Origin of the sequence: Flagellimonas allohymeniacidonis (assembly GCF_004296335.1) — a bacterium.
Lineage (GTDB): Bacteria > Bacteroidota > Bacteroidia > Flavobacteriales > Flavobacteriaceae > Flagellimonas > Flagellimonas allohymeniacidonis.
Window position 1 is genome coordinate 1,416,397 of the sequence record NZ_SGIU01000002.1, and the last position, 17,124, is coordinate 1,433,520.

Annotated in this window: 16 protein-coding genes; 6 read left to right on the plus strand and 10 right to left on the minus strand. The window is 41.0% G+C overall.

The genetic code is table 11. From position 1 onward, the window contains the following. Positions 1-22 precede the first annotated feature (22 nt). The 3 genes from EW142_RS14945 to EW142_RS14955 are packed head-to-tail and all read right to left on the minus strand — an operon-like array spanning position 23 to position 3,085. Positions 23-766 carry a uroporphyrinogen-III synthase gene (locus tag EW142_RS14945; RefSeq protein WP_130615214.1) on the minus strand — a complete coding sequence of 248 codons (744 nt, stop codon included), beginning with the start codon at positions 764-766 and terminating at the stop codon, positions 23-25. A 7-nt stretch (positions 767-773) separates the two neighbouring features. Further along, positions 774-1,430, minus strand: coding sequence for a DUF4271 domain-containing protein (locus EW142_RS14950; protein ID WP_130615216.1), 657 nt, complete (start codon positions 1,428-1,430; stop codon positions 774-776). Further along, positions 1,427-3,085: an ArnT family glycosyltransferase gene (locus EW142_RS14955; RefSeq protein WP_130615217.1), complete on the minus strand. Its 1,659-nt coding sequence runs from the start codon at positions 3,083-3,085 to the stop codon at positions 1,427-1,429. The genes EW142_RS14950 and EW142_RS14955 overlap by 4 nt, the downstream gene beginning before the upstream one ends. A gap of 121 nt (positions 3,086-3,206) precedes the next feature. On the opposite strand from EW142_RS14955, the gene EW142_RS14960 reads away from it, so the two are divergent. From EW142_RS14960 to EW142_RS14970, 3 genes are read left to right on the plus strand one after another with little or no spacing between them, the layout of a single operon-like run. Further along, positions 3,207-3,935, plus strand: coding sequence for a polyprenol monophosphomannose synthase (locus EW142_RS14960; RefSeq protein ID WP_130615219.1), 729 nt, complete (start codon positions 3,207-3,209; stop codon positions 3,933-3,935). A 2-nt stretch (positions 3,936-3,937) separates the two neighbouring features. Further along, positions 3,938-5,272 carry a dihydroorotase gene (locus EW142_RS14965; protein WP_130615221.1) on the plus strand — a complete coding sequence of 445 codons (1,335 nt, stop codon included), beginning with the start codon at positions 3,938-3,940 and terminating at the stop codon, positions 5,270-5,272. A 1-nt stretch (position 5,273) separates the two neighbouring features. Further along, positions 5,274-5,702, plus strand: a complete 429-nt coding sequence (locus EW142_RS14970) for a DUF4296 domain-containing protein (RefSeq protein WP_130615223.1) — start codon at positions 5,274-5,276, stop codon at positions 5,700-5,702. Here EW142_RS14970 and EW142_RS14975 read toward each other — a convergent pair. Continuing rightward, entirely contained in the window at positions 5,699-6,697 is a 999-nt protein-coding gene (locus EW142_RS14975; RefSeq protein WP_130615225.1) for an NAD-dependent epimerase/dehydratase family protein, read from the minus strand. The two genes, EW142_RS14970 and EW142_RS14975, sit on opposite strands and share 4 nt — an antisense overlap. An 84-nt stretch (positions 6,698-6,781) precedes the next feature. On the opposite strand from EW142_RS14975, the gene tyrS reads away from it, so the two are divergent. Further along, positions 6,782-8,077 (plus strand): tyrosine--tRNA ligase, encoded by a 1,296-nt coding sequence (gene tyrS, locus EW142_RS14980; RefSeq protein ID WP_130615227.1) that lies wholly within the window; start codon positions 6,782-6,784, stop codon positions 8,075-8,077. 6 nt (positions 8,078-8,083) lie between these two features. Here the strand turns inward: tyrS and EW142_RS14985 are convergent, their stop codons facing one another. The 5 genes from EW142_RS14985 to EW142_RS15005 all read right to left on the minus strand — a co-directional run bounded on the left by EW142_RS14985 (position 8,084) and on the right by EW142_RS15005 (position 14,110). Continuing rightward, positions 8,084-9,070, minus strand: a complete 987-nt coding sequence (locus EW142_RS14985) for a LuxE/PaaK family acyltransferase (protein WP_130615229.1) — start codon at positions 9,068-9,070, stop codon at positions 8,084-8,086. A gap of 59 nt (positions 9,071-9,129) precedes the next feature. Continuing rightward, on the minus strand, positions 9,130-9,456 hold the full coding sequence (locus EW142_RS14990; RefSeq protein ID WP_130615231.1) for a T9SS type A sorting domain-containing protein: 327 nt from the start codon (positions 9,454-9,456) through the stop codon (positions 9,130-9,132). A 140-nt stretch (positions 9,457-9,596) separates the two neighbouring features. Beyond that, positions 9,597-9,908, minus strand: coding sequence for a T9SS type A sorting domain-containing protein (locus EW142_RS14995; RefSeq protein WP_130615233.1), 312 nt, complete (start codon positions 9,906-9,908; stop codon positions 9,597-9,599). A 151-nt stretch (positions 9,909-10,059) separates the two neighbouring features. After that, positions 10,060-11,262, minus strand: a complete 1,203-nt coding sequence (locus EW142_RS15000; protein ID WP_130615235.1) for a multidrug transporter — start codon at positions 11,260-11,262, stop codon at positions 10,060-10,062. 22 nt (positions 11,263-11,284) lie between these two features. Continuing rightward, positions 11,285-14,110 carry a TonB-dependent receptor gene (locus EW142_RS15005; protein ID WP_130615237.1) on the minus strand — a complete coding sequence of 942 codons (2,826 nt, stop codon included), beginning with the start codon at positions 14,108-14,110 and terminating at the stop codon, positions 11,285-11,287. A 188-nt stretch (positions 14,111-14,298) separates the two neighbouring features. Between EW142_RS15005 and EW142_RS15010 the strand changes: the two genes are divergently transcribed. Both EW142_RS15010 and EW142_RS15015 read left to right on the plus strand, forming a co-directional pair. Further along, the gene (locus EW142_RS15010) at positions 14,299-14,985 is read left to right on the plus strand and encodes a response regulator transcription factor (protein ID WP_130615239.1); all 687 of its coding nucleotides are present in this window, start codon (positions 14,299-14,301) and stop codon (positions 14,983-14,985) included. Next, on the plus strand, positions 14,985-16,076 hold the full coding sequence (locus tag EW142_RS15015) for a sensor histidine kinase (RefSeq protein ID WP_130615241.1): 1,092 nt from the start codon (positions 14,985-14,987) through the stop codon (positions 16,074-16,076). The genes EW142_RS15010 and EW142_RS15015 overlap by 1 nt, the downstream gene beginning before the upstream one ends. On the opposite strand, the gene EW142_RS15020 is transcribed toward EW142_RS15015, so the two are convergent. Then, the gene (locus tag EW142_RS15020; RefSeq protein WP_130615242.1) at positions 15,965-17,077 is read right to left on the minus strand and encodes a glycosyltransferase; all 1,113 of its coding nucleotides are present in this window, start codon (positions 17,075-17,077) and stop codon (positions 15,965-15,967) included. The genes EW142_RS15015 and EW142_RS15020 overlap by 112 nt on opposite strands. Positions 17,078-17,124 lie beyond the last annotated feature (47 nt).

Genomic DNA, 17,124 nt, shown 5'->3' on the forward strand with positions numbered 1-17,124 from the left:
TTTTTTATTTTGAATACCAATTTTATTTATTGACGCTGGTGATATATTTCTGAAGTGCCATCGTCATGGACGGTGTTTCAGGGGTCGGCGCTTTAATGTCGATTCGAAGACCGGCATCCGTAGCGGCTTTCACCGTACTGTTACCAAATACGGCTATTCTTGTTTCGTTTTGCTCAAAATCAGGGAAATTCTTCAATAGGGATTCAATACCTGATGGACTAAAGAAAACTAGTACATCGTAGTATACATTTCTTAAATCGGAAAGATCACTGATTACGGTTTTGTAGAAAATTCCACGTGTCCAGTCTACACTCAACTCATTAAGAGCATCAGGTACTGCGGCTTTTAGGGTATCAGAAGAGGGAAGAAGAAACTTCTCATCTTTATATTTCTTGATCAATGGTGTCAATTCATTGAACGCACGTTTGCCAACGTAAATTTTCCTTTTGCGGTATACTACGTATTTCTGTAGATAGTAGGCAACCGCTTCAGACTGGCAAAAATACTTCATGCTGTCTGGCACCTTAAAACGCATCTCTTCAGCAATCCTAAAAAAATGGTCAACCGAATTTCGACTGGTTAGAATGATTGCAGTAAAATTGTTAAGATCAATTTTTTGCTGCCGTACATTCTTGGCCTGCACACCCTCTACATGGATAAAAGGTCTGAAATCTACCTTTACCTTTTCCTTTTCAATTAATCGTGAGTAGGGGGAATTTTCGATTTTGGGTTCTGGTTGGGAAACCAAAATTGTTTTTACCTTCATAAGCCTTTTAAACTTTTAGATAGCTTCCAATTACAACCAAGGGTGCAATTTCGAGTGTGCAAAGGTACAAAATAAAATAGAAAATGTTGGGTACTAAGACTTTTTGATAGTTCTTCAACAGGTTTGCCAGACCTATGGTATTAATTGAAAAAACTAAAATAATTGTGATATAAATGACAGTTTTTGAGTCTTGTAGCACATAAATCAGCAGTATATTGCTTATGAGCATTATCAGGCTGCTATGGTTCAAATAGGTGAGCTTGGTGTAAATGATTTCAGAAACTAGGCCATTGGTATTGAAAACAAAACCCTTGACGGACTGAAGAAGTACTTTTAAGACTTGAAACCCTCCAACGAGAGCAAAAATCAATGCAAAAATTGGTATCGGGTCGTTAGAAGGGTGTGGGAAAAATGCCTTCCAAGCCAAAAATATGAACAAAGAAAGATTGATGAGCTGAAACAAGGTCATGAGCACATGGAACCAGCTGAATAACCGACCTTTCTTGTTATAAAGTACGATATATTTATTGTTGAAAGGAAGTATTAAAAAACTTAAAAATCGCGTTTGGAACATATACTTGGCCAGCGTGATCACGACTAGGCTCAACAGAATGGCAATCGTCATCCAATCAAAAGATTCAACGGTTTTATAGATTGGGTTCATTGCTCAATTTTAATGGGTTGCCCATTCAAGCCAGGAAGCAACTGGTTTTCAGATATACCTACTCTAAAATAACCTACATTTTCCATTTTTGGTTTTGGGAGAACAAACCGGAACGATACGGTATCCTGAGATACAATCTTTTCCATATTGGCATCAACTTTCTCAACTGTAATAGGGACCATCTCCTTGACCTGCTTATATCTGTTGGAAAAAGCTACGGTAAATGAAAGTTTGTTCAGGGCAATGTCGAAATCATACGGATTATATACCTCAAGCCGATAACAATTTGAACAGGAATCTTCCATCACTAGACCTTGTAGCTTTCTAAAAGACTCAAAATCATCCATGAAAATACCATAAAATATACTTCCATCAGGATGGGAATAAGAAATATCCCCTGCACTTCTATATTTTGTGGCGTAAAGAATCTTTTTGTTCCGAACCCTTTCTTCGGAGTTATCAATGGAATATTGGTTCTTGCGGTACATATAATTGTTCAAGCTAAAACTATGCTGCCCCGAATAGAACTCATACATAGGAGCTCTTCTATATGAATTTTCAAAGACCACCGGGATTCCCCCAGATTTTGTATGGAGCTCGCTTACCCAGTCTTTGTTGCCATGTGTTTCAAAAAGTAAGGGTAATAGCGGTTGGTGAATCAGCCAAGCCCTGGCATAGAGCATCACGAGTAAACTTACCAAACCCAGTCGATACACCCATTTTCTCACATTGCTGTGTTCCAGCAGATAGTTGAAAGTTAAAATCGCCATGGGGATGGAAACAATAATAATCCATTGGGTTTGAACCCTTCTATTAAAACTGGAAACAAAGAAGAATATGATCACCCCAAAAGACAAGTACTTTAAGGCCTTGATAAAGGGATCAGTAGCCTTTGTTTTGATCAATGCGAGATAGACCCAGTAAAAAAGAAGCCCAAAAATGGCCACTAGGTTCACAAAATACCCCAAAGTGAACTTTGAAAAAGAATAGGCCTGGTTGGGACGCTCATAAAGGTGATACTTTATGGAAATAAAATCATTTTCATAAAGCCAATATAAATGCGGTGAATAGCAGGCCAATGCAATCAATACCGCCAACCATGCTCTTCCGTTCTTCAAAAGTTTTATGTTGGAAAGAAATACAAAAAAGATAACCAAGAACGCATGATATTTACTGTACATCAATGCCGACATGGTGACTCCAATGGCTATTGTCGTGATAATGGAAGGGTCTTTTAGAAATCGTTTGTAAAGCCATAAGAAAAGTGCAGTGAAAAATAGCAATGGGGTGTCGGGTAGCGTTAAAAAACCATAAGCATTCATTAAGGTCATGGAAAATACCAATACAAAGAAATGAATCACGTAGTCATTCTTTTTTTGATTGTCAATGGTACTCCATAATATGAGGTAGGTTCCTGCGGCCAAAACACAGCTCATAAACCGAACCCCCAACTCACCTGAGAACAAAAAACTGCTTAATTTAATAAGAAAAGCGACCATCGGAGGGTGGTCAAAATAACCCCAGTCCAGCTCTTGGGCATAATACCAATAATAAGCCTCATCGTAAATGAGTTCCGTAAAATAGCTTTGAAGGAGGTTTAGAATGAAAAGCGATGCCAGTAGAATGAGAAAAAGCCTGGGAAACTTTTGGGCCATCAAACGAATTTTAGATGGGTCAAAGTTACAAACTTTGACCAACAAAGTCAGGGAACCAAAAACTTGTGTTGACCCAAAAAGAAGGTATAAAGTGTTATTTTAGCGTTCTAATCACGAGTGAATGGCGGACGGATTGGTCATTATACCCACTTTCAACGAAATTGAAAACATTGAGGCCATCATCAAAACGGTCTTTGACCTTAAAAGAGATTTTCACATTTTGGTGGTCGACGACAATTCGCCCGATGGTACGGCAGATAACGTTCGGCAGTTGCAGACCCAATTTCCTGAATCCCTTTTTTTAGAAGTCCGCAAGGAAAAATCTGGTCTGGGAACCGCCTATATCCATGGATTTAAATGGGCTTTGGCCGGGGATTATGAGTACATTTTTGAAATGGATGCGGACTTTTCGCATCGGCCTGCAGATTTGCTTCGATTGCACAGGGCATGTTTAAATGAAGCGGATGTGGCCGTGGGCTCGCGCTACAAAAAGGGCGTGAACGTGGTGAACTGGCCACTGTTCAGAATTCTGCTTTCGTACGGCGCATCTTTTTATGTAAAGTTGATTACGGGGATGAAGGTGCATGACCCTACTGCTGGTTTTGTCTGTTATCGCAGAAAAGTATTGGAAACCATAAACTTGGATAATGTTCGATTTATCGGATATGCTTTTCAAATTGAAATGAAATTTAGGGCCTACCTAAAAGGGTTCAATATCGAGGAGGTTTCGATTATTTTTACAGATAGGATCAATGGAAAATCAAAAATGAATTCCTCCATAATTAGAGAAGCTATTTTTGGGGTCTTCACCATGAAGTTGAGGAGTATTTTCTTTAAAAAGAATTTTTAAGCATGTCTCGAATTTTAATAAAGAATGCCAAGGTTGTCAATGAAAATAATATCATCGAAACCGATTTACTTTTGGATGGGGATTTCATTGAAAAACTGGATACCGACATCACTCATGATTCTGCTGAGGTCATTGATGTTCAGGGAGATTATGTGTTGCCAGGGATTATTGATGACCAAGTCCATTTTAGGGAACCGGGCTTAACGCACAAAGGGAATATTGAAAGTGAGAGTAGGGCAGCTTTGGCAGGGGGCATCACCAGCTTTATGGAGCAACCCAACACGGTTCCGCAAACCACGACCATAGAAAAACTCGAAGCCAAATTCGCCACAGCAGCCAATACTTCTTGGGCCAATTATTCCTTTTTGTTCGGTGGCACCAACGATAATTTGGAAGAATTAAAAAAGTTGGACAAAAATGCTTGTTCCGGGGTAAAATTGTTTCTAGGTTCGTCCACGGGAAACATGTTGGTGGATGATGAAGCGGTCCTTGAACGCATTTTCAGTTCAACGGAGATGGTGATATCTACCCATTGCGAAGATGAGGGCACGATTCGGGCCAATCTTGCAAAATATAAGTCAGAATATGGGGATGACATTCCAATGCGATACCATCCCATCATACGGAGTGAAGAAGCTTGCTACCTTTCGTCATCCAAAGCCATTGCCCTGGCAAAAAAAACAGGAGCCCGATTGCATGTCTTCCACCTTTCCACTGGGATTGAAACAGATTTGTTTACCAATACCATTCCTTTAGAGGAAAAAAAGATTACGGCTGAGGTATGCATTCACCATTTGTGGTTTTCCGATGAAGATTATGACACCAAAGGGGCACTGATCAAATGGAATCCAGCGGTGAAAACTTCAAAAGACAGGGACATGCTTTGGGAGGCCCTGTTGGATGATAGAATTGATGTGGTGGCCACGGACCATGCGCCGCATACCCTTCAGGAAAAGGATAATCCTTATGCCAACTGTCCCTCGGGAGGACCATTGGTGCAACATGCCTTGTTGGCAATGCTCCAAAAAGAACAGGAAGGAAAAATAAGCTTGGAAAAAGTGGTTGAAAAAATGTGCCACAATCCGGCCAAACTATTTGATTTGGATCGAAGGGGCTTTATCCGGGAAGGATATTATGCGGATTTGGTTCAGATCAATCGAAATTCACCTTCGCTGGTGGAAAAATCCAACATTCTGTACAAATGTGGTTGGTCTCCCTTTGAAGGCGTCACATTTGATTCGAAAGTTGTTCGAACTTTTGTAAATGGGCATTTAGCCTATGATAAGGGCGCTTTTTCTGAAAAGAGAAACGCCAGAAGATTGACATTCAATCGTTGAAATGAAGAAAGTAACACTGCTTTTATTTGCCATACTGACCATCTCATGCGCTGAAAAGGTAATTGAGCCACCTCAAGACCTTATTCCCAAGGAGAAAATGGTGGAAATTTTACATGACCTGGCCATCTTGAATGCCACGAGAACGTCGTTTGGGTCAGTGTTGGAAGACAATGATATTGAAATCATGGACTTTTTGTTTCTGAAATACGAAATAGACAGCCTTCAATTTTCCAACAGTGACCGGTATTATGCTTCCATTCCTTTGGAGTATCAATCCATATATGAAGAAGTGGAGTCTAAAATTCAGAAGCAAAGAACATCTCTGGAAGAGGCCAAGAAAAGCAGAAATGACAGTATCCGGAAGGTTCAAGAAGCCGAAAAAGATACGGTCAATGTGAAGAAGGAAGACCCCACCCCATCTTCCAATTAAATCTTGAATTTGGAACTGCAAAAAGCAATGGTGTCGTCCAAGGATTCGTATTCAAATCCGGGGATAGTTCTGGATTTGGCATTGTCGTAATTCTCTTGGTTGTAAAGGCCTTTTACAATGTTTTTTGTGAGCTTTCTGCGTTTTCCGGTAAATATTTGGGAAAGGAAATCCATCCGCCATAAAAATTCCAATACCCACATCGGAACTTTCTTTTCGGGTGGATTTACTCCCATGGCTACGGCGATTTTTTCAAAAACATCAAGGTAACTTAGGTTTTGGTTGACCAAAATATAACGCTCCCCAGAGATATTGGATTTCATTAGATAGGTCATTGCAGATACCACATCGTTTACGCTTGTAAAACCGGTTCCTCCAGGAAATGAACTCTTTTTTTCCTTGGCGACGTGTTTGAAAAGCACACCGCTTCCTGAGTGCCAAAACCCGGGACCCAATACAATTCCTGGGTTAACAACAACAACTGGAAGCCCTTCTTTCCAACCTCTCCAAACTTCCAGTTCGGCCTCAAACTTTGACAGACCATATACCGAAACATAGGTGTCGTTCCACTCTGTTTCCTCGTTAATGGCGACACCTTTTTTCCCTGAACCAATAGCAGCAATTGAGCTGACATAGCACAGTTGTTTAATACCATGTTTGAGCGATAGGTTTACGACGTTCGCCGTGCCCTCAACATTGATTTTTAACAAGGAATTGAAATCTTTGGGATCAAACGAAATAAGTGCTGCAGAGTGGTACACATAGTCCACATCATGAAAATGGGCTTCCAAAGAACCCAAATCGGTAATATCGGCCTTTACCCATTGGATTTTTTTGAGGTAATCCTCAGGATTATCAGTGTAGTAGCTAAAAACCTTGGTGACCTTGGGGATGGAACTTTTATCTCGATAGGTTGCTTTAACAGCCTCTCCTTGTTCCACCAATTTGAAGAGCAAATGGGCCCCAATCAATCCAGTTCCTCCGGTAACCAAAATCATTTCGTAAAAGTACCCATTTGATGCGGATTTACATATCGATATAAGAACTTCATTCTATATTTGCACTTTCTGAAATACCTAGGGATGAGTAAAAACTTTGTAGAAGAATTACGTTGGAGGGGAATGGTCCATGATGTGATGCCGGGCACTGAGGAACATCTTATGCAGGAGATGCAGGCTGCTTATGTGGGGATCGACCCTACTGCCGATTCGCTTCACATTGGTCATTTGGTCAGTGTAATGATGCTCAAACACTTTCAATTGGCCGGTCACAAACCTTTTGCTTTGATTGGCGGAGCCACGGGCATGATAGGAGACCCCTCAGGCAAATCGATGGAACGTAATCTTTTGGATGAGAAAACCCTGCGGCTTAATCAGGAATCGATCAAAGAACAGCTCTCCCGTTTTTTGGACTTTGAAAGTGATGCACCCAATGCGGCCATGTTGGTGAACAATTACGACTGGATGAAGGATTTTAGCTTTTTGGAATTCATTCGTGATGTTGGAAAGCATATCACCGTGAATTACATGATGGCCAAAGACTCTGTGAGGAAACGCTTGTCTTCTGAGGCAAAGGAAGGCATGTCATTCACCGAGTTTACCTACCAATTGGTGCAGGGGTACGATTTTCTGTATTTGTTCCAAAATTACAACTGCACCCTACAGATGGGCGGAAGTGATCAATGGGGTAATATTACCACGGGTACAGAGCTCATCCGAAGGATTGGTGGCGGTAAAGGTTTTGCCTTGACTTGTCCGCTGATCACCAAGGCGGATGGCACCAAATTTGGCAAGACTGAAGGCGGCAACATTTGGTTGGACGCCCATAGAACATCTCCCTATAAATTCTACCAATATTGGCTAAATACCTCTGATGAAGATGCGGTAAAGTATATTAAGATCTTCACGTTTTTAAGTAAAGATGAGATAGAGGCGCTAGCCAAAGAACATGAGGAAGAGCCACATTTGAGGATGCTTCAGAAAAAACTGGCTGAGGAAATCACGGTAATGGTCCACTCAAAAGGGGATTTGGAAAAAGCCGTTCACGCAAGTACCATTCTCTTCGGAAAATCCACCTCAGAAGATCTAAAACAGTTGGACGAAAAGACATTTTTAGATGTTTTTGAAGGGATTCCGCAGGCAGAGCTGCCCAAATCTGAACTTGAAAATGGTCTGGATATGATAGGGGCTTTGGCGGCCAAAACGGGCTTCCTAGGTTCCAATGGTGAGGCACGAAGAGAGTTAAAACAAAATTCCATTTCTGTAAATAAAGCGAAGGTCAAGGAGGATTACACCATAAGTTCTTCGGACTTGATCAATGACCGTTTTGTGCTCCTACAACGAGGAAAAAAGAATTACTATTTATTGATAATCAATTGATTGAAGTCAAAGAGCCATAAGGTTGCAACCCCTTATGTCCGAATGGTCAAACCGTCCCAAAACTTCGAAAGAGCCATCTTCATAGGTCTTGCCCAGGTCTTGCGTGGCAATGAATGCACAGGAGTATACATTGGCCAAATCTATTACATTGACTCCTCCAGTTTTGCGGTGGACTGCCCAGGACAAAGGATCTTCTGAGTCCCGCGTCATGATTTTCATCCAATTTGGGGATTGAAATCTTCCGTTGCCCTTAGAGTAGGCCTGCGACAACAACTCGGTCATGCCATATTCGGAATGTATTTCTGAGGTGCTGAAGGCTTTTTTCAACACCCGATGGAGCTCTTCACGAATCATTTCTTTTCTGCGGCCTTTCATGCCGCCAGTTTCCATGATGGTAGTATGCCTTAAGGGAATGGGAAACTCTTCTGCCAAATCAAGCAAGGCAAAAGAAACACCAATGAGCAATGTTTTTTGTTTTGCTTTTTCAAGTCGCAAAAGGGTTGAACTCAGTTCTTGCAGGTTGTTGAGGTAAAAACCACTGTCCGAATGTCCGCTTTTTTCTATTAGATCGTTGACCATATAGACCAAGGACGAATTTTGACGCTCCAAATAAGAAGGTAACAAGGCCAAAACGCAATATTCGTTTATTGGACCGTAGAATTTCTCGAATGCCAAACGATAACTTTGCTGGTAGAGTCTAGCATCGAGAACAAAATGTTTGCTGGTTAAGCTGCCCGTAGTGCCACTGCTTTCAAAAACAAGTTCGGGGACTTTCCCAGAACATATAATTCGTTCCGATTTGAAGAATTCGATAGGTAAAAAGGGGATATCCAGGGTTTGGGATACGTTCGAGGGCGATTTTCCCAAAAGCTTACAATATTTCCTGTAGATGGAGTTGTTTCGATACTGAAAATCGAAGATTTCGAGTGCTAGATCATTAAAATCAGCCTGATTGTCTAACGCGAAGATTTTCTGGATTCTTTTAACGTCCATCAGGAAGTAAAAGTACCCAAAAATAGAAAGCTAAGTGTCAAAAAGTGAAGAGAGCCAACCTATTTGATGACCAGCTTACGGGTCATTGTTTTCTCTCTTTCCGTTACTTGAAGCACATATACGCCGGGAACCAATCGTGAGATGTTCAAAGTATTGGTTGAAATCCTGTCGGTTAGAACAACCTCTCCAAAAACATCATAAATCTTTATTGATTTAACGCCGTTCGTTTCTGTGGTAATATACACTTCATCGCCATAAACGGGATTGGGGTACATTTTAAAACCCTGCAATTCGCTTATTTGTTGGGTATTGACACTGACCAATTCCTGACCGAAGGTAAATAGTGGAAAAGCCATAAGTATAATAACAAAGTAGAGTTTCCTCATAAATGCTGATTTGGGAATTAAGCATTATAAATGTAGTCAACAAGGTTAAAGCATACCATAAAATGTTGTGAAACAAAGAATTATGTATGTAAAAAAGAAAGAAACCCGGCTAAGAGCCAGAACTTGTAGGAAAAATGGAACTATTTGATAATGAGCTTTCGGGTGGCTACCTTGCTATGTTCCTGTATTCTAATGATGTACACTCCTCTGTCTAGATTGGAAAGATTGAGCTCCCTGCCTATGATGGTTGTCCGTAACACTTGGGTTCCCAAAACATCAAAAATGACTATTTGCTTAGGGGAGTTTTGAGGGGTTTCAACATAGATTTTACCTTGGGTAACCGGATTTGGATAGAGCTTTAACCCATTGATATCAGCAGTGGATTGGATATTTTCTTGAGAAAACCCAATACTGCAAATACATAAAAAGAAAACCAAGTAAAGGTGTTTCATACAAAGTAGGTTACAAAGGCTATGCCACAAATATAGCTAAATACGTCGCTGAAAATGAACCGTTTATCGAAAAAGGACCCAGATTTTCGATAAAGTGCAAAATAAAAGGCCCTGCTGAGCAAGGCCTTTAACTATTGCGAAACATCTTAAATTAGTTGATACCCACGGTCCACCCAGCTCCCCAAGTGGCAACATCGGTACCTGTACCATTTCCAACCCCGGAAATAATGTCAGCCTCAGTAAAGGTGAATCCGGTATCATTTTTCAAGTTGGTGGTCACATTGTTGAAGGTAACATCAACAATGTTCAAGAGGTCATCCAATACACCTTGACCTGTTGGATTGTCTCCCATATCACCATCCAAATCAAAAGCTTCATCGTAGTCGTTGATAACTACATTGGTGAAGGTACCTTGTGTACCGGCTCTTAGCCTAATCGCTTCGTCACCATCGTCTGTGCCGTCACCAACTACGGTTACATTGGTCACGGTAGGAGCTGAGAAATATCCACCCTCATTGCTAAAATCAGTGTTGTATCCATCACATTCGAAAGCTTTGTCGTGGCTATCTCCGTGCTGCACGTAAACGTCGGTTAAACTTCCTACAAATCCTTCTGTCCAGTCAATGGAATCGTCTTCGGAATTTACAACGACCAAGTGGCTTGCATTCACTGTTCCTCCGAAGAATTCGAATCCATCGTCGGAACCTTCATAAACCTGAACAAAATCAATAGTGGTACCAGTTCCCACTCCGTAGATGGAAACTCCATTAAGTTCGGCATTACCATCAATGGCACCACCGGCATATTCTACTCGAACGTATTCTAGAATACCTGAATTATCGGTTGGCATATTTCCTCCAAAAGAAAGACCTCCAACTTCGGTTGTTGCTGTGTCATCAGAACCATTTGGAGTAGAGTTGATCGGTGCTCTTCCACAGATTACCAAACCTCCCCAATCTCCAGAAGATGGAGTACCAGCGTTGGATGTAAATACTATGGGTGCATCTGGCTCACCGTCGGCAATGATTCTTGCCCCTTGCAAAATAGCAATGTAAGCATTTACTCCCACGGGCTCAGCTCTCACAGTCATACCAGCTGGAACGGTAAGTGTAGTTCCTGCGGACATCAAAACAGGACCGGTAATTACGTATTCTATTTCTGAATCCAAGGTTAAATTCTCCGTGAAAACACCACTAAGGTTAACCGTGTTTTCAGATTGGTCAGGATCACTTCCAGTATTATTGTTCGTAGTTGTTACACTGTTATCGTTAATAACAATGTCTGAGGTATCGTCGCTTTCACAAGCAATAAACAAAGCAGCGGCTATACCTAAAAATAAAAACTTGTTTTTCATTTGTTTGAGTTTAAAAAAAGAATTAAAATTTATATTTAAGGGTTAGCCCAACGTTAACCCCAAGGTTATACTCTCGTATTACGATATCCCCGATTCCGGTTCCTTCCCGTACAAAGGAGATATCTGGATCCAAAATGTTCTTTGCTGATAAATTGGCTTCAAAATGTTCACCAAAAGAGTTTTGCCATACAAAATTCAAAGTGGGAACCGCTTTTTCAACAATATTACCCAAGCTGCCTGCTCCCAAAGAGAAAATACGATCGGAGAAATATGAGAAGGCTACGGTAGCCCTGGGTTTATAAGTTCCAAATACAGGACTATAATTCAAATCGGCATTTATAATAAAAGGCGAAGCTCCTTCCAATTCATCCGAAGTTCTGTCGAAGGTGGTTCCGAAAGTATTTTCTTCACCAGCTGGAATGTCCCTCAAATCCTGGTCTGTATTTGTATAAGCCGCATTCAAGCCTACAGAAACTACAGCGTTGTCATCCGCATCTGTGTAAAGATTTTTCCTTACTTCCAATTCGACCCCGAAGATATCCGCTTGCTCCCCAGTTCTAAAATACCTCTGGGTTCCCGTAGCATCAGCGGCTACAACTCGGTTTACAGGATCCTTGATGGTTTTCGCAAATGCTGCAAGCGAAATGATCTCGCCTCTTTCCAAAAACCACTCATACTTAATATCGTAGTTGTAAATGTCAGAATAGGTTGCTCCAGTTCCATCGAGGCCTCCCAACAAATCTGGGTTACCACCATATCGTATTGTCACTGCTTCATATACAAAAGGAGCTACTTCCTTAAACTCGGGGAAAGATGCTGTTTTACTAGCTGCAAACCTTAAATTGGAATTCTCGTTTAGGGCATATTTTATGTTCAAACTTGGAAGGAAGATATTTTCGTAAACACTTCTAGCGCCGGGATCATCAGGTCGGATGTTGATCACATCATAAACGATATCTTGATCATAGGTCTCAACACGTAGCCCTGGAACAAATGACCATTTTTCACCAACTTGAAGTTCAGCAGCTGCGTAAACACCGTTAACATTCAAGTTACCTTTGTACGTATTCTCTGGAAGCCCAGGACGGTTTCGATTTCCAATATCGTTGTTGATGGGATTCAATACGAGCAAATCCCAAAGACCACTCCCAGCAGGAATATTGATGTTGTTCACATCGAAAATGGAATTGAAGTTGTTCACATCCGTAATCGGTGTTGCGTCACGATCTTGAATCTCGTACCCATATCGAATACTATTGAACCTACGCTCTTTTCGCCTTCCGTTATATCCAAAATTCAATTTGACATTATCAGAAACCTGATAACCAAGATGGATGAAACTGTTTAGCTCGTCATCTTCGATACTTTGAAAAAAGCGTTGGTTGTCGAAAGGAATATTGGTATAAAAAACAGGATTTGTGTCGGCATCTGCATCCAAAGCAAACTGATAGTTTTCCAAGGACAATCGCTTACGATCGGGTTCATCAGAAAAAACCTTGTTAAAACCTATTCCCCAATCAACATCCCACTTTTCGTCAAAAACATGCTGACCTGTTAATTGGTTAACAAAAATCATGTCTTGGTTGAACTGTACGTTCTGAATAAAGAAACCTTCATCGGTTGTAATGATGGCGTCCCGATTGGTACCCAATCCATTGACACCATAAAAGCCAACCGCATCCGTTGAACTGTTGATGAACAAAGAGCTGTATTTGACTTTGTTTTCACTATTGATGCGATATACAATGTTACCCAATGCAGTGGTGTTTGTTTTGTATGCAAATTCACGAACATTGGGAAAGTCTACTTTCAGTACATTGGTAAAGTCTCTTGCGGGACCTTCCCAGATTTCGTAGCCATTGTTAAAGCTTGCAGCACCAAAAAAGCTTAATCGTGATTCATCGTTATTAAAGTTGAAGGAATAGCCGCCTTCCACAGCCGCAGATAGGTTTATGGGATTCCATGCGTCTTGTGGGTCCACACCATGGGAAAGGATAATGGCGAAAGGGTCATTATCGTAGCGGTTGTAAAAACCGAAATTGCTTGGGCCTTCACTTCGTACGAAGTCTTCCCCAGAGGCATTGGTGTTTATTCCACTTCCCAAGACAATCTCAAAATATCCATCGCCGGTATATTCTTTGGAATCAACATTTACATTTCCGGCAGCAAAGTCACCAAAGAATGTAGAATTATAAGCTTTTCCTACAGAAACATTTTCAATGATACTGGAAGAGAACAAGTCCAGATTAATATTCTTTTTATTGACATCATTGGAGGGAAGCGCAAGACCATTCATGGTCGTATTTTGATAACGGTCACCCAATCCTCTAACATAAACATTGCTTGAACCCTGTTGTTTTGAGATACCAGAAATTTGCGCTACGGCTGCGGCTGCATCATCAATACCTTTTAAGGTAAGGGCCTCTGCACTGATGGCTTCTTGAATCACCAAGGCTTTTTTCTGTGAAAGCAAAAGAGCAACTTCCGAATCCTGTCTAGCTGATGTGGTTACAACAACCTCGTCCAAGCCTACACTACTTGCCCCGAGACCTGCATTTATCTGGGCAACTTTTCCAGCCTCAACGACCACGTTTGGGATTTCCAAGGTTTCATATCCCAAAAAGCTAATGACCAAGGTGTAGGTTCCAGGCTCAACATTCTCAATTTCGAAAAGTCCATCAAAATCGGAGGTAGTCCCCTGGGTTGTTCCTTTGATAATCACATTGGCAAAGGCCAAAGGATCGTTGTTAAGTTCCTTATCGGTCAATTTACCAACAATGCCGCCACTTTGCTGTGCAAAACCACTTATACATATGAAGGTAAATAAGAGTGTCAGATATGTTCTCATCAGTTGTTTGCTTGGATTTTATTTCGGGGCAAAGAACGCGACGAGCTGTAAAAGCGATGTTAGGCCGGGGTTAAAAATTCATTGAAAAACTGTTACAATAACGTTATGACATTAAATGAATGTTAAGCATTTATGACGTTATAGTATTATATTTACATTTGGGCAGTTAACACTAAATGTACCATTCCATGAAAGCTAAGGACATACGTATTCTTTTGGTAGATGACGAACCAGATATTTTGGAGATTGTCAGCTATAACTTATCTGGAGAGGGATATGAGGTCTTCACGGCCAAAAACGGGGTTGAAGGTGTTGCCAAAGCCAAAAAGAAACAGCCCCATCTTATTATATTGGATGTCATGATGCCAGAGATGGATGGCATTGAAGCTTGTGAAATACTCAGGAGTACTCCAGGCTTGGAAAACACTATTATTACCTTTCTCACTGCAAGGGGCGAGGATTACTCCCAAGTTGCCGGTTTTGATGCTGGTGCCGATGACTACATTACAAAGCCCATTAAACCCAAAGTGTTGGTGAGTAAGGTGAAGGCTCTTTTAAGAAGATTAAAGGAAGACAAAGCCGAGGTTGAGGATATTGTAAAAGTGGGCAATATTGTAATCAATAGGGAAGAATATAAAATCGTGAACAATGGTAAGGAGATTGTACTCCCAAGAAAGGAATTTGAACTCCTTTCCCTCTTGACCTCAAAGCCGAGCAAGGTCTTCAAACGCGAAGTGATTCTGGATAAAGTTTGGGGCAACGAAGTGGTTGTTGGAGGAAGAACCATCGACGTGCACATCAGAAAATTGCGTGAAAAAATTGGAGACCATCACTTCAAGACCGTCAAGGGCGTGGGCTACAAGTTTGTGCTGTAATGGCCATACAAACCCGAAAATCTTACAAGTTTGCTTTACGTTCTTCTCTCCTCATCACCTTTTTCTTTACGGCGAGTTTAGTCGTTTTCATGTTGCTTCAAAATAATTGGGATTGGTTTTTCCTTGCTGTTTTTGTGGTTATAAGTTTCGCTGTCTCCTTTGTGGTACTTCAAATTCGGGTAGAACGTTTTATTTACCGACGGGTCAAAAAAATATATGACGACGTATCGCTATTGGAATCCACCTCATTTTCCTCAAAACCGGTAACCACCGATATGAAAACCTTGACAGAGGAAATTGAAAAATTTGCCGAGGACAAAAAAATAGAAATCGATACCCTAAAAATCAGGGAAGAATACCGAAAAGAATTCTTAGGTAATGTGTCCCATGAACTAAAAACCCCTCTTTTTACCGTGCAGGGATATATTCTCACTTTGCTTGACGGGGCTATTAAGGATAAAAAAGTGAGGGAAAAATATTTGGCTCGAGCCAATAAAGGTGTTGAGCGGCTTATTTATATTGTCCGTGACCTTGATCTGATCTCAAAACTTGAAGTTGGAGGTTTAAAATTGGAACGGGAGGATTTTGATATCATTGAACTGATTCAAAACGTATTTGAACTTCTTGAGATGAAGGCCGCCAGTAAGGAGATCACCTTGACCTTCGATATGGAATACAACCATCCCATCTATGTCAATGCGGACAGGGAGAAAATACAGCAAGTAGTAAGTAATCTGTTGGTGAATTCAATCAAATATGGTCATCCAAAAGGGACAACCGAAGTAAGCGTTGAAAACCTTATCAAGAACAAAGTAATTGTTAGGGTGACCGATAATGGGGAGGGAATTCCCAAGGAGCACATACCCCGATTGTTCGAGCGATTCTACCGGGTAGATAAGAGTGGAAGCCGCCAGGAAGGGGGTTCTGGGCTGGGACTTGCCATTGTAAAACACATTATAGAGGCCCACGATGAGAAAATTTATGTGGAAAGCGAGGAGGCAGTGGGTTCTGAATTCTCTTTTACCTTGGAAAAAACTTCGAAGATGGTCGAAAAGTCACTGATCGAATCAAAGGAAGTGAGTCCCATGTAGGATTCAATTCTTTCCAAAACATCAATGGTAAACTCATTTTGCTTACAATACGGGACCAAACCTTTCTTGTCCAAACGCTTTGCCAAATATTCTTGTTCGTATTGACCCGGAGTCGGAATAAAAAATGCCTTCTTTTCCAATTTGGCCAAATCCATAACCGTGGTATACCCTGAACGACATAGTATTCGTGCACTTTGATTAATTGACTTTTCCAGTTCTGAAGATTGCATAAAATTATAAATCTCAATGGAGCCTTTGTCGGAGGTTACGGTTTCTTTGGTTTGAGAATTCTCAATGACACCCTTAATCAGGAGTACCTTTCCCTCAAAGATGGTGAACTCCTTAAGCAATTTTTCCTCCAATAAGGTGCGTTGTGGTTCAGGACCCGATAGAAGAACCATAACGTCAAATTTTGTATCGACATCACTTTTTTGAAATCGACTTAAGGGCCCCAAGTATTCTATATTGATTTTCGATTTTTTCAAATGGCCCAGTTTTCCAGTAAGATTGGGCTTACCTTTAATATCGGGCACCCAGCAGGCATCGAATTTTTTAATGATTTTTTGATGGGCCTTTGAGCTCATCCAGGTCGTATTTCCAGAAAGCACATTTAATTGATGGGTGATGAACACGCAAGGGACTTTTTTATAAAAGACCCCCATCCGGTTATCTGAAATGATGCCCTCAATCTGATGTTTCTTTACTAATTTCTTTACTGCTTTTTTCTCAGCCGCCATGGCCTTGAGCACTTTGGGAGAATCCCAAATCATTTTGATTTTAAAATTTCTTGCCTTCTCGGCGTAGGTAATTTTGTAGGAGGGCAGTTCAAAGGATGGGAGATTGGGAAATTCTTTTTGTAACAAAGCAAGCGCCACACCGTCTGAAGCAATATAGGGCTTATGTCCAAATGCCAATAACGCATTGATAATGGGAATACATCGCGTTGCATGCCCTAAACCCCAGTTTAGAGGCGCAACCAGGATTCTTTTGGAATTTTGCATTCATGTAAGAAACAACATCGAGATTGCTTTTGTATTTCCTTAGTTTT

What these genes read in the sequence shown, in the direction of transcription:
- EW142_RS14955 (WP_130615217.1), bottom strand. Translation starts at nt 3,085, where the DNA reads ATGGCCCAAAAGTTTCCCAGGCTTTTTCTCATTCTACTGGCATCGCTT.
- EW142_RS14985 (WP_130615229.1), bottom strand. Translation starts at nt 9,070, where the DNA reads ATGGACGTTAAAAGAATCCAGAAAATCTTCGCGTTAGACAATCAGGCT.
- EW142_RS14950 (WP_130615216.1), bottom strand. Translation starts at nt 1,430, where the DNA reads ATGAACCCAATCTATAAAACCGTTGAATCTTTTGATTGGATGACGATT.
- EW142_RS15010 (WP_130615239.1), top strand. Translation starts at nt 14,299, where the DNA reads ATGAAAGCTAAGGACATACGTATTCTTTTGGTAGATGACGAACCAGAT.
- EW142_RS15015 (WP_130615241.1), top strand. Translation starts at nt 14,985, where the DNA reads ATGGCCATACAAACCCGAAAATCTTACAAGTTTGCTTTACGTTCTTCT.
- EW142_RS14965 (WP_130615221.1), top strand. Translation starts at nt 3,938, where the DNA reads ATGTCTCGAATTTTAATAAAGAATGCCAAGGTTGTCAATGAAAATAAT.
- tyrS (WP_130615227.1), top strand. Translation starts at nt 6,782, where the DNA reads ATGAGTAAAAACTTTGTAGAAGAATTACGTTGGAGGGGAATGGTCCAT.
- EW142_RS14945 (WP_130615214.1), bottom strand. Translation starts at nt 766, where the DNA reads ATGAAGGTAAAAACAATTTTGGTTTCCCAACCAGAACCCAAAATCGAA.
- EW142_RS15005 (WP_130615237.1), bottom strand. Translation starts at nt 14,110, where the DNA reads ATGAGAACATATCTGACACTCTTATTTACCTTCATATGTATAAGTGGT.
- EW142_RS14995 (WP_130615233.1), bottom strand. Translation starts at nt 9,908, where the DNA reads ATGAAACACCTTTACTTGGTTTTCTTTTTATGTATTTGCAGTATTGGG.
- EW142_RS14990 (WP_130615231.1), bottom strand. Translation starts at nt 9,456, where the DNA reads ATGAGGAAACTCTACTTTGTTATTATACTTATGGCTTTTCCACTATTT.
- EW142_RS14970 (WP_130615223.1), top strand. Translation starts at nt 5,274, where the DNA reads ATGAAGAAAGTAACACTGCTTTTATTTGCCATACTGACCATCTCATGC.
- EW142_RS14960 (WP_130615219.1), top strand. Translation starts at nt 3,207, where the DNA reads ATGGCGGACGGATTGGTCATTATACCCACTTTCAACGAAATTGAAAAC.
- EW142_RS15020 (WP_130615242.1), bottom strand. Translation starts at nt 17,077, where the DNA reads ATGCAAAATTCCAAAAGAATCCTGGTTGCGCCTCTAAACTGGGGTTTA.
- EW142_RS15000 (WP_130615235.1), bottom strand. Translation starts at nt 11,262, where the DNA reads ATGAAAAACAAGTTTTTATTTTTAGGTATAGCCGCTGCTTTGTTTATT.
- EW142_RS14975 (WP_130615225.1), bottom strand. Translation starts at nt 6,697, where the DNA reads ATGATTTTGGTTACCGGAGGAACTGGATTGATTGGGGCCCATTTGCTC.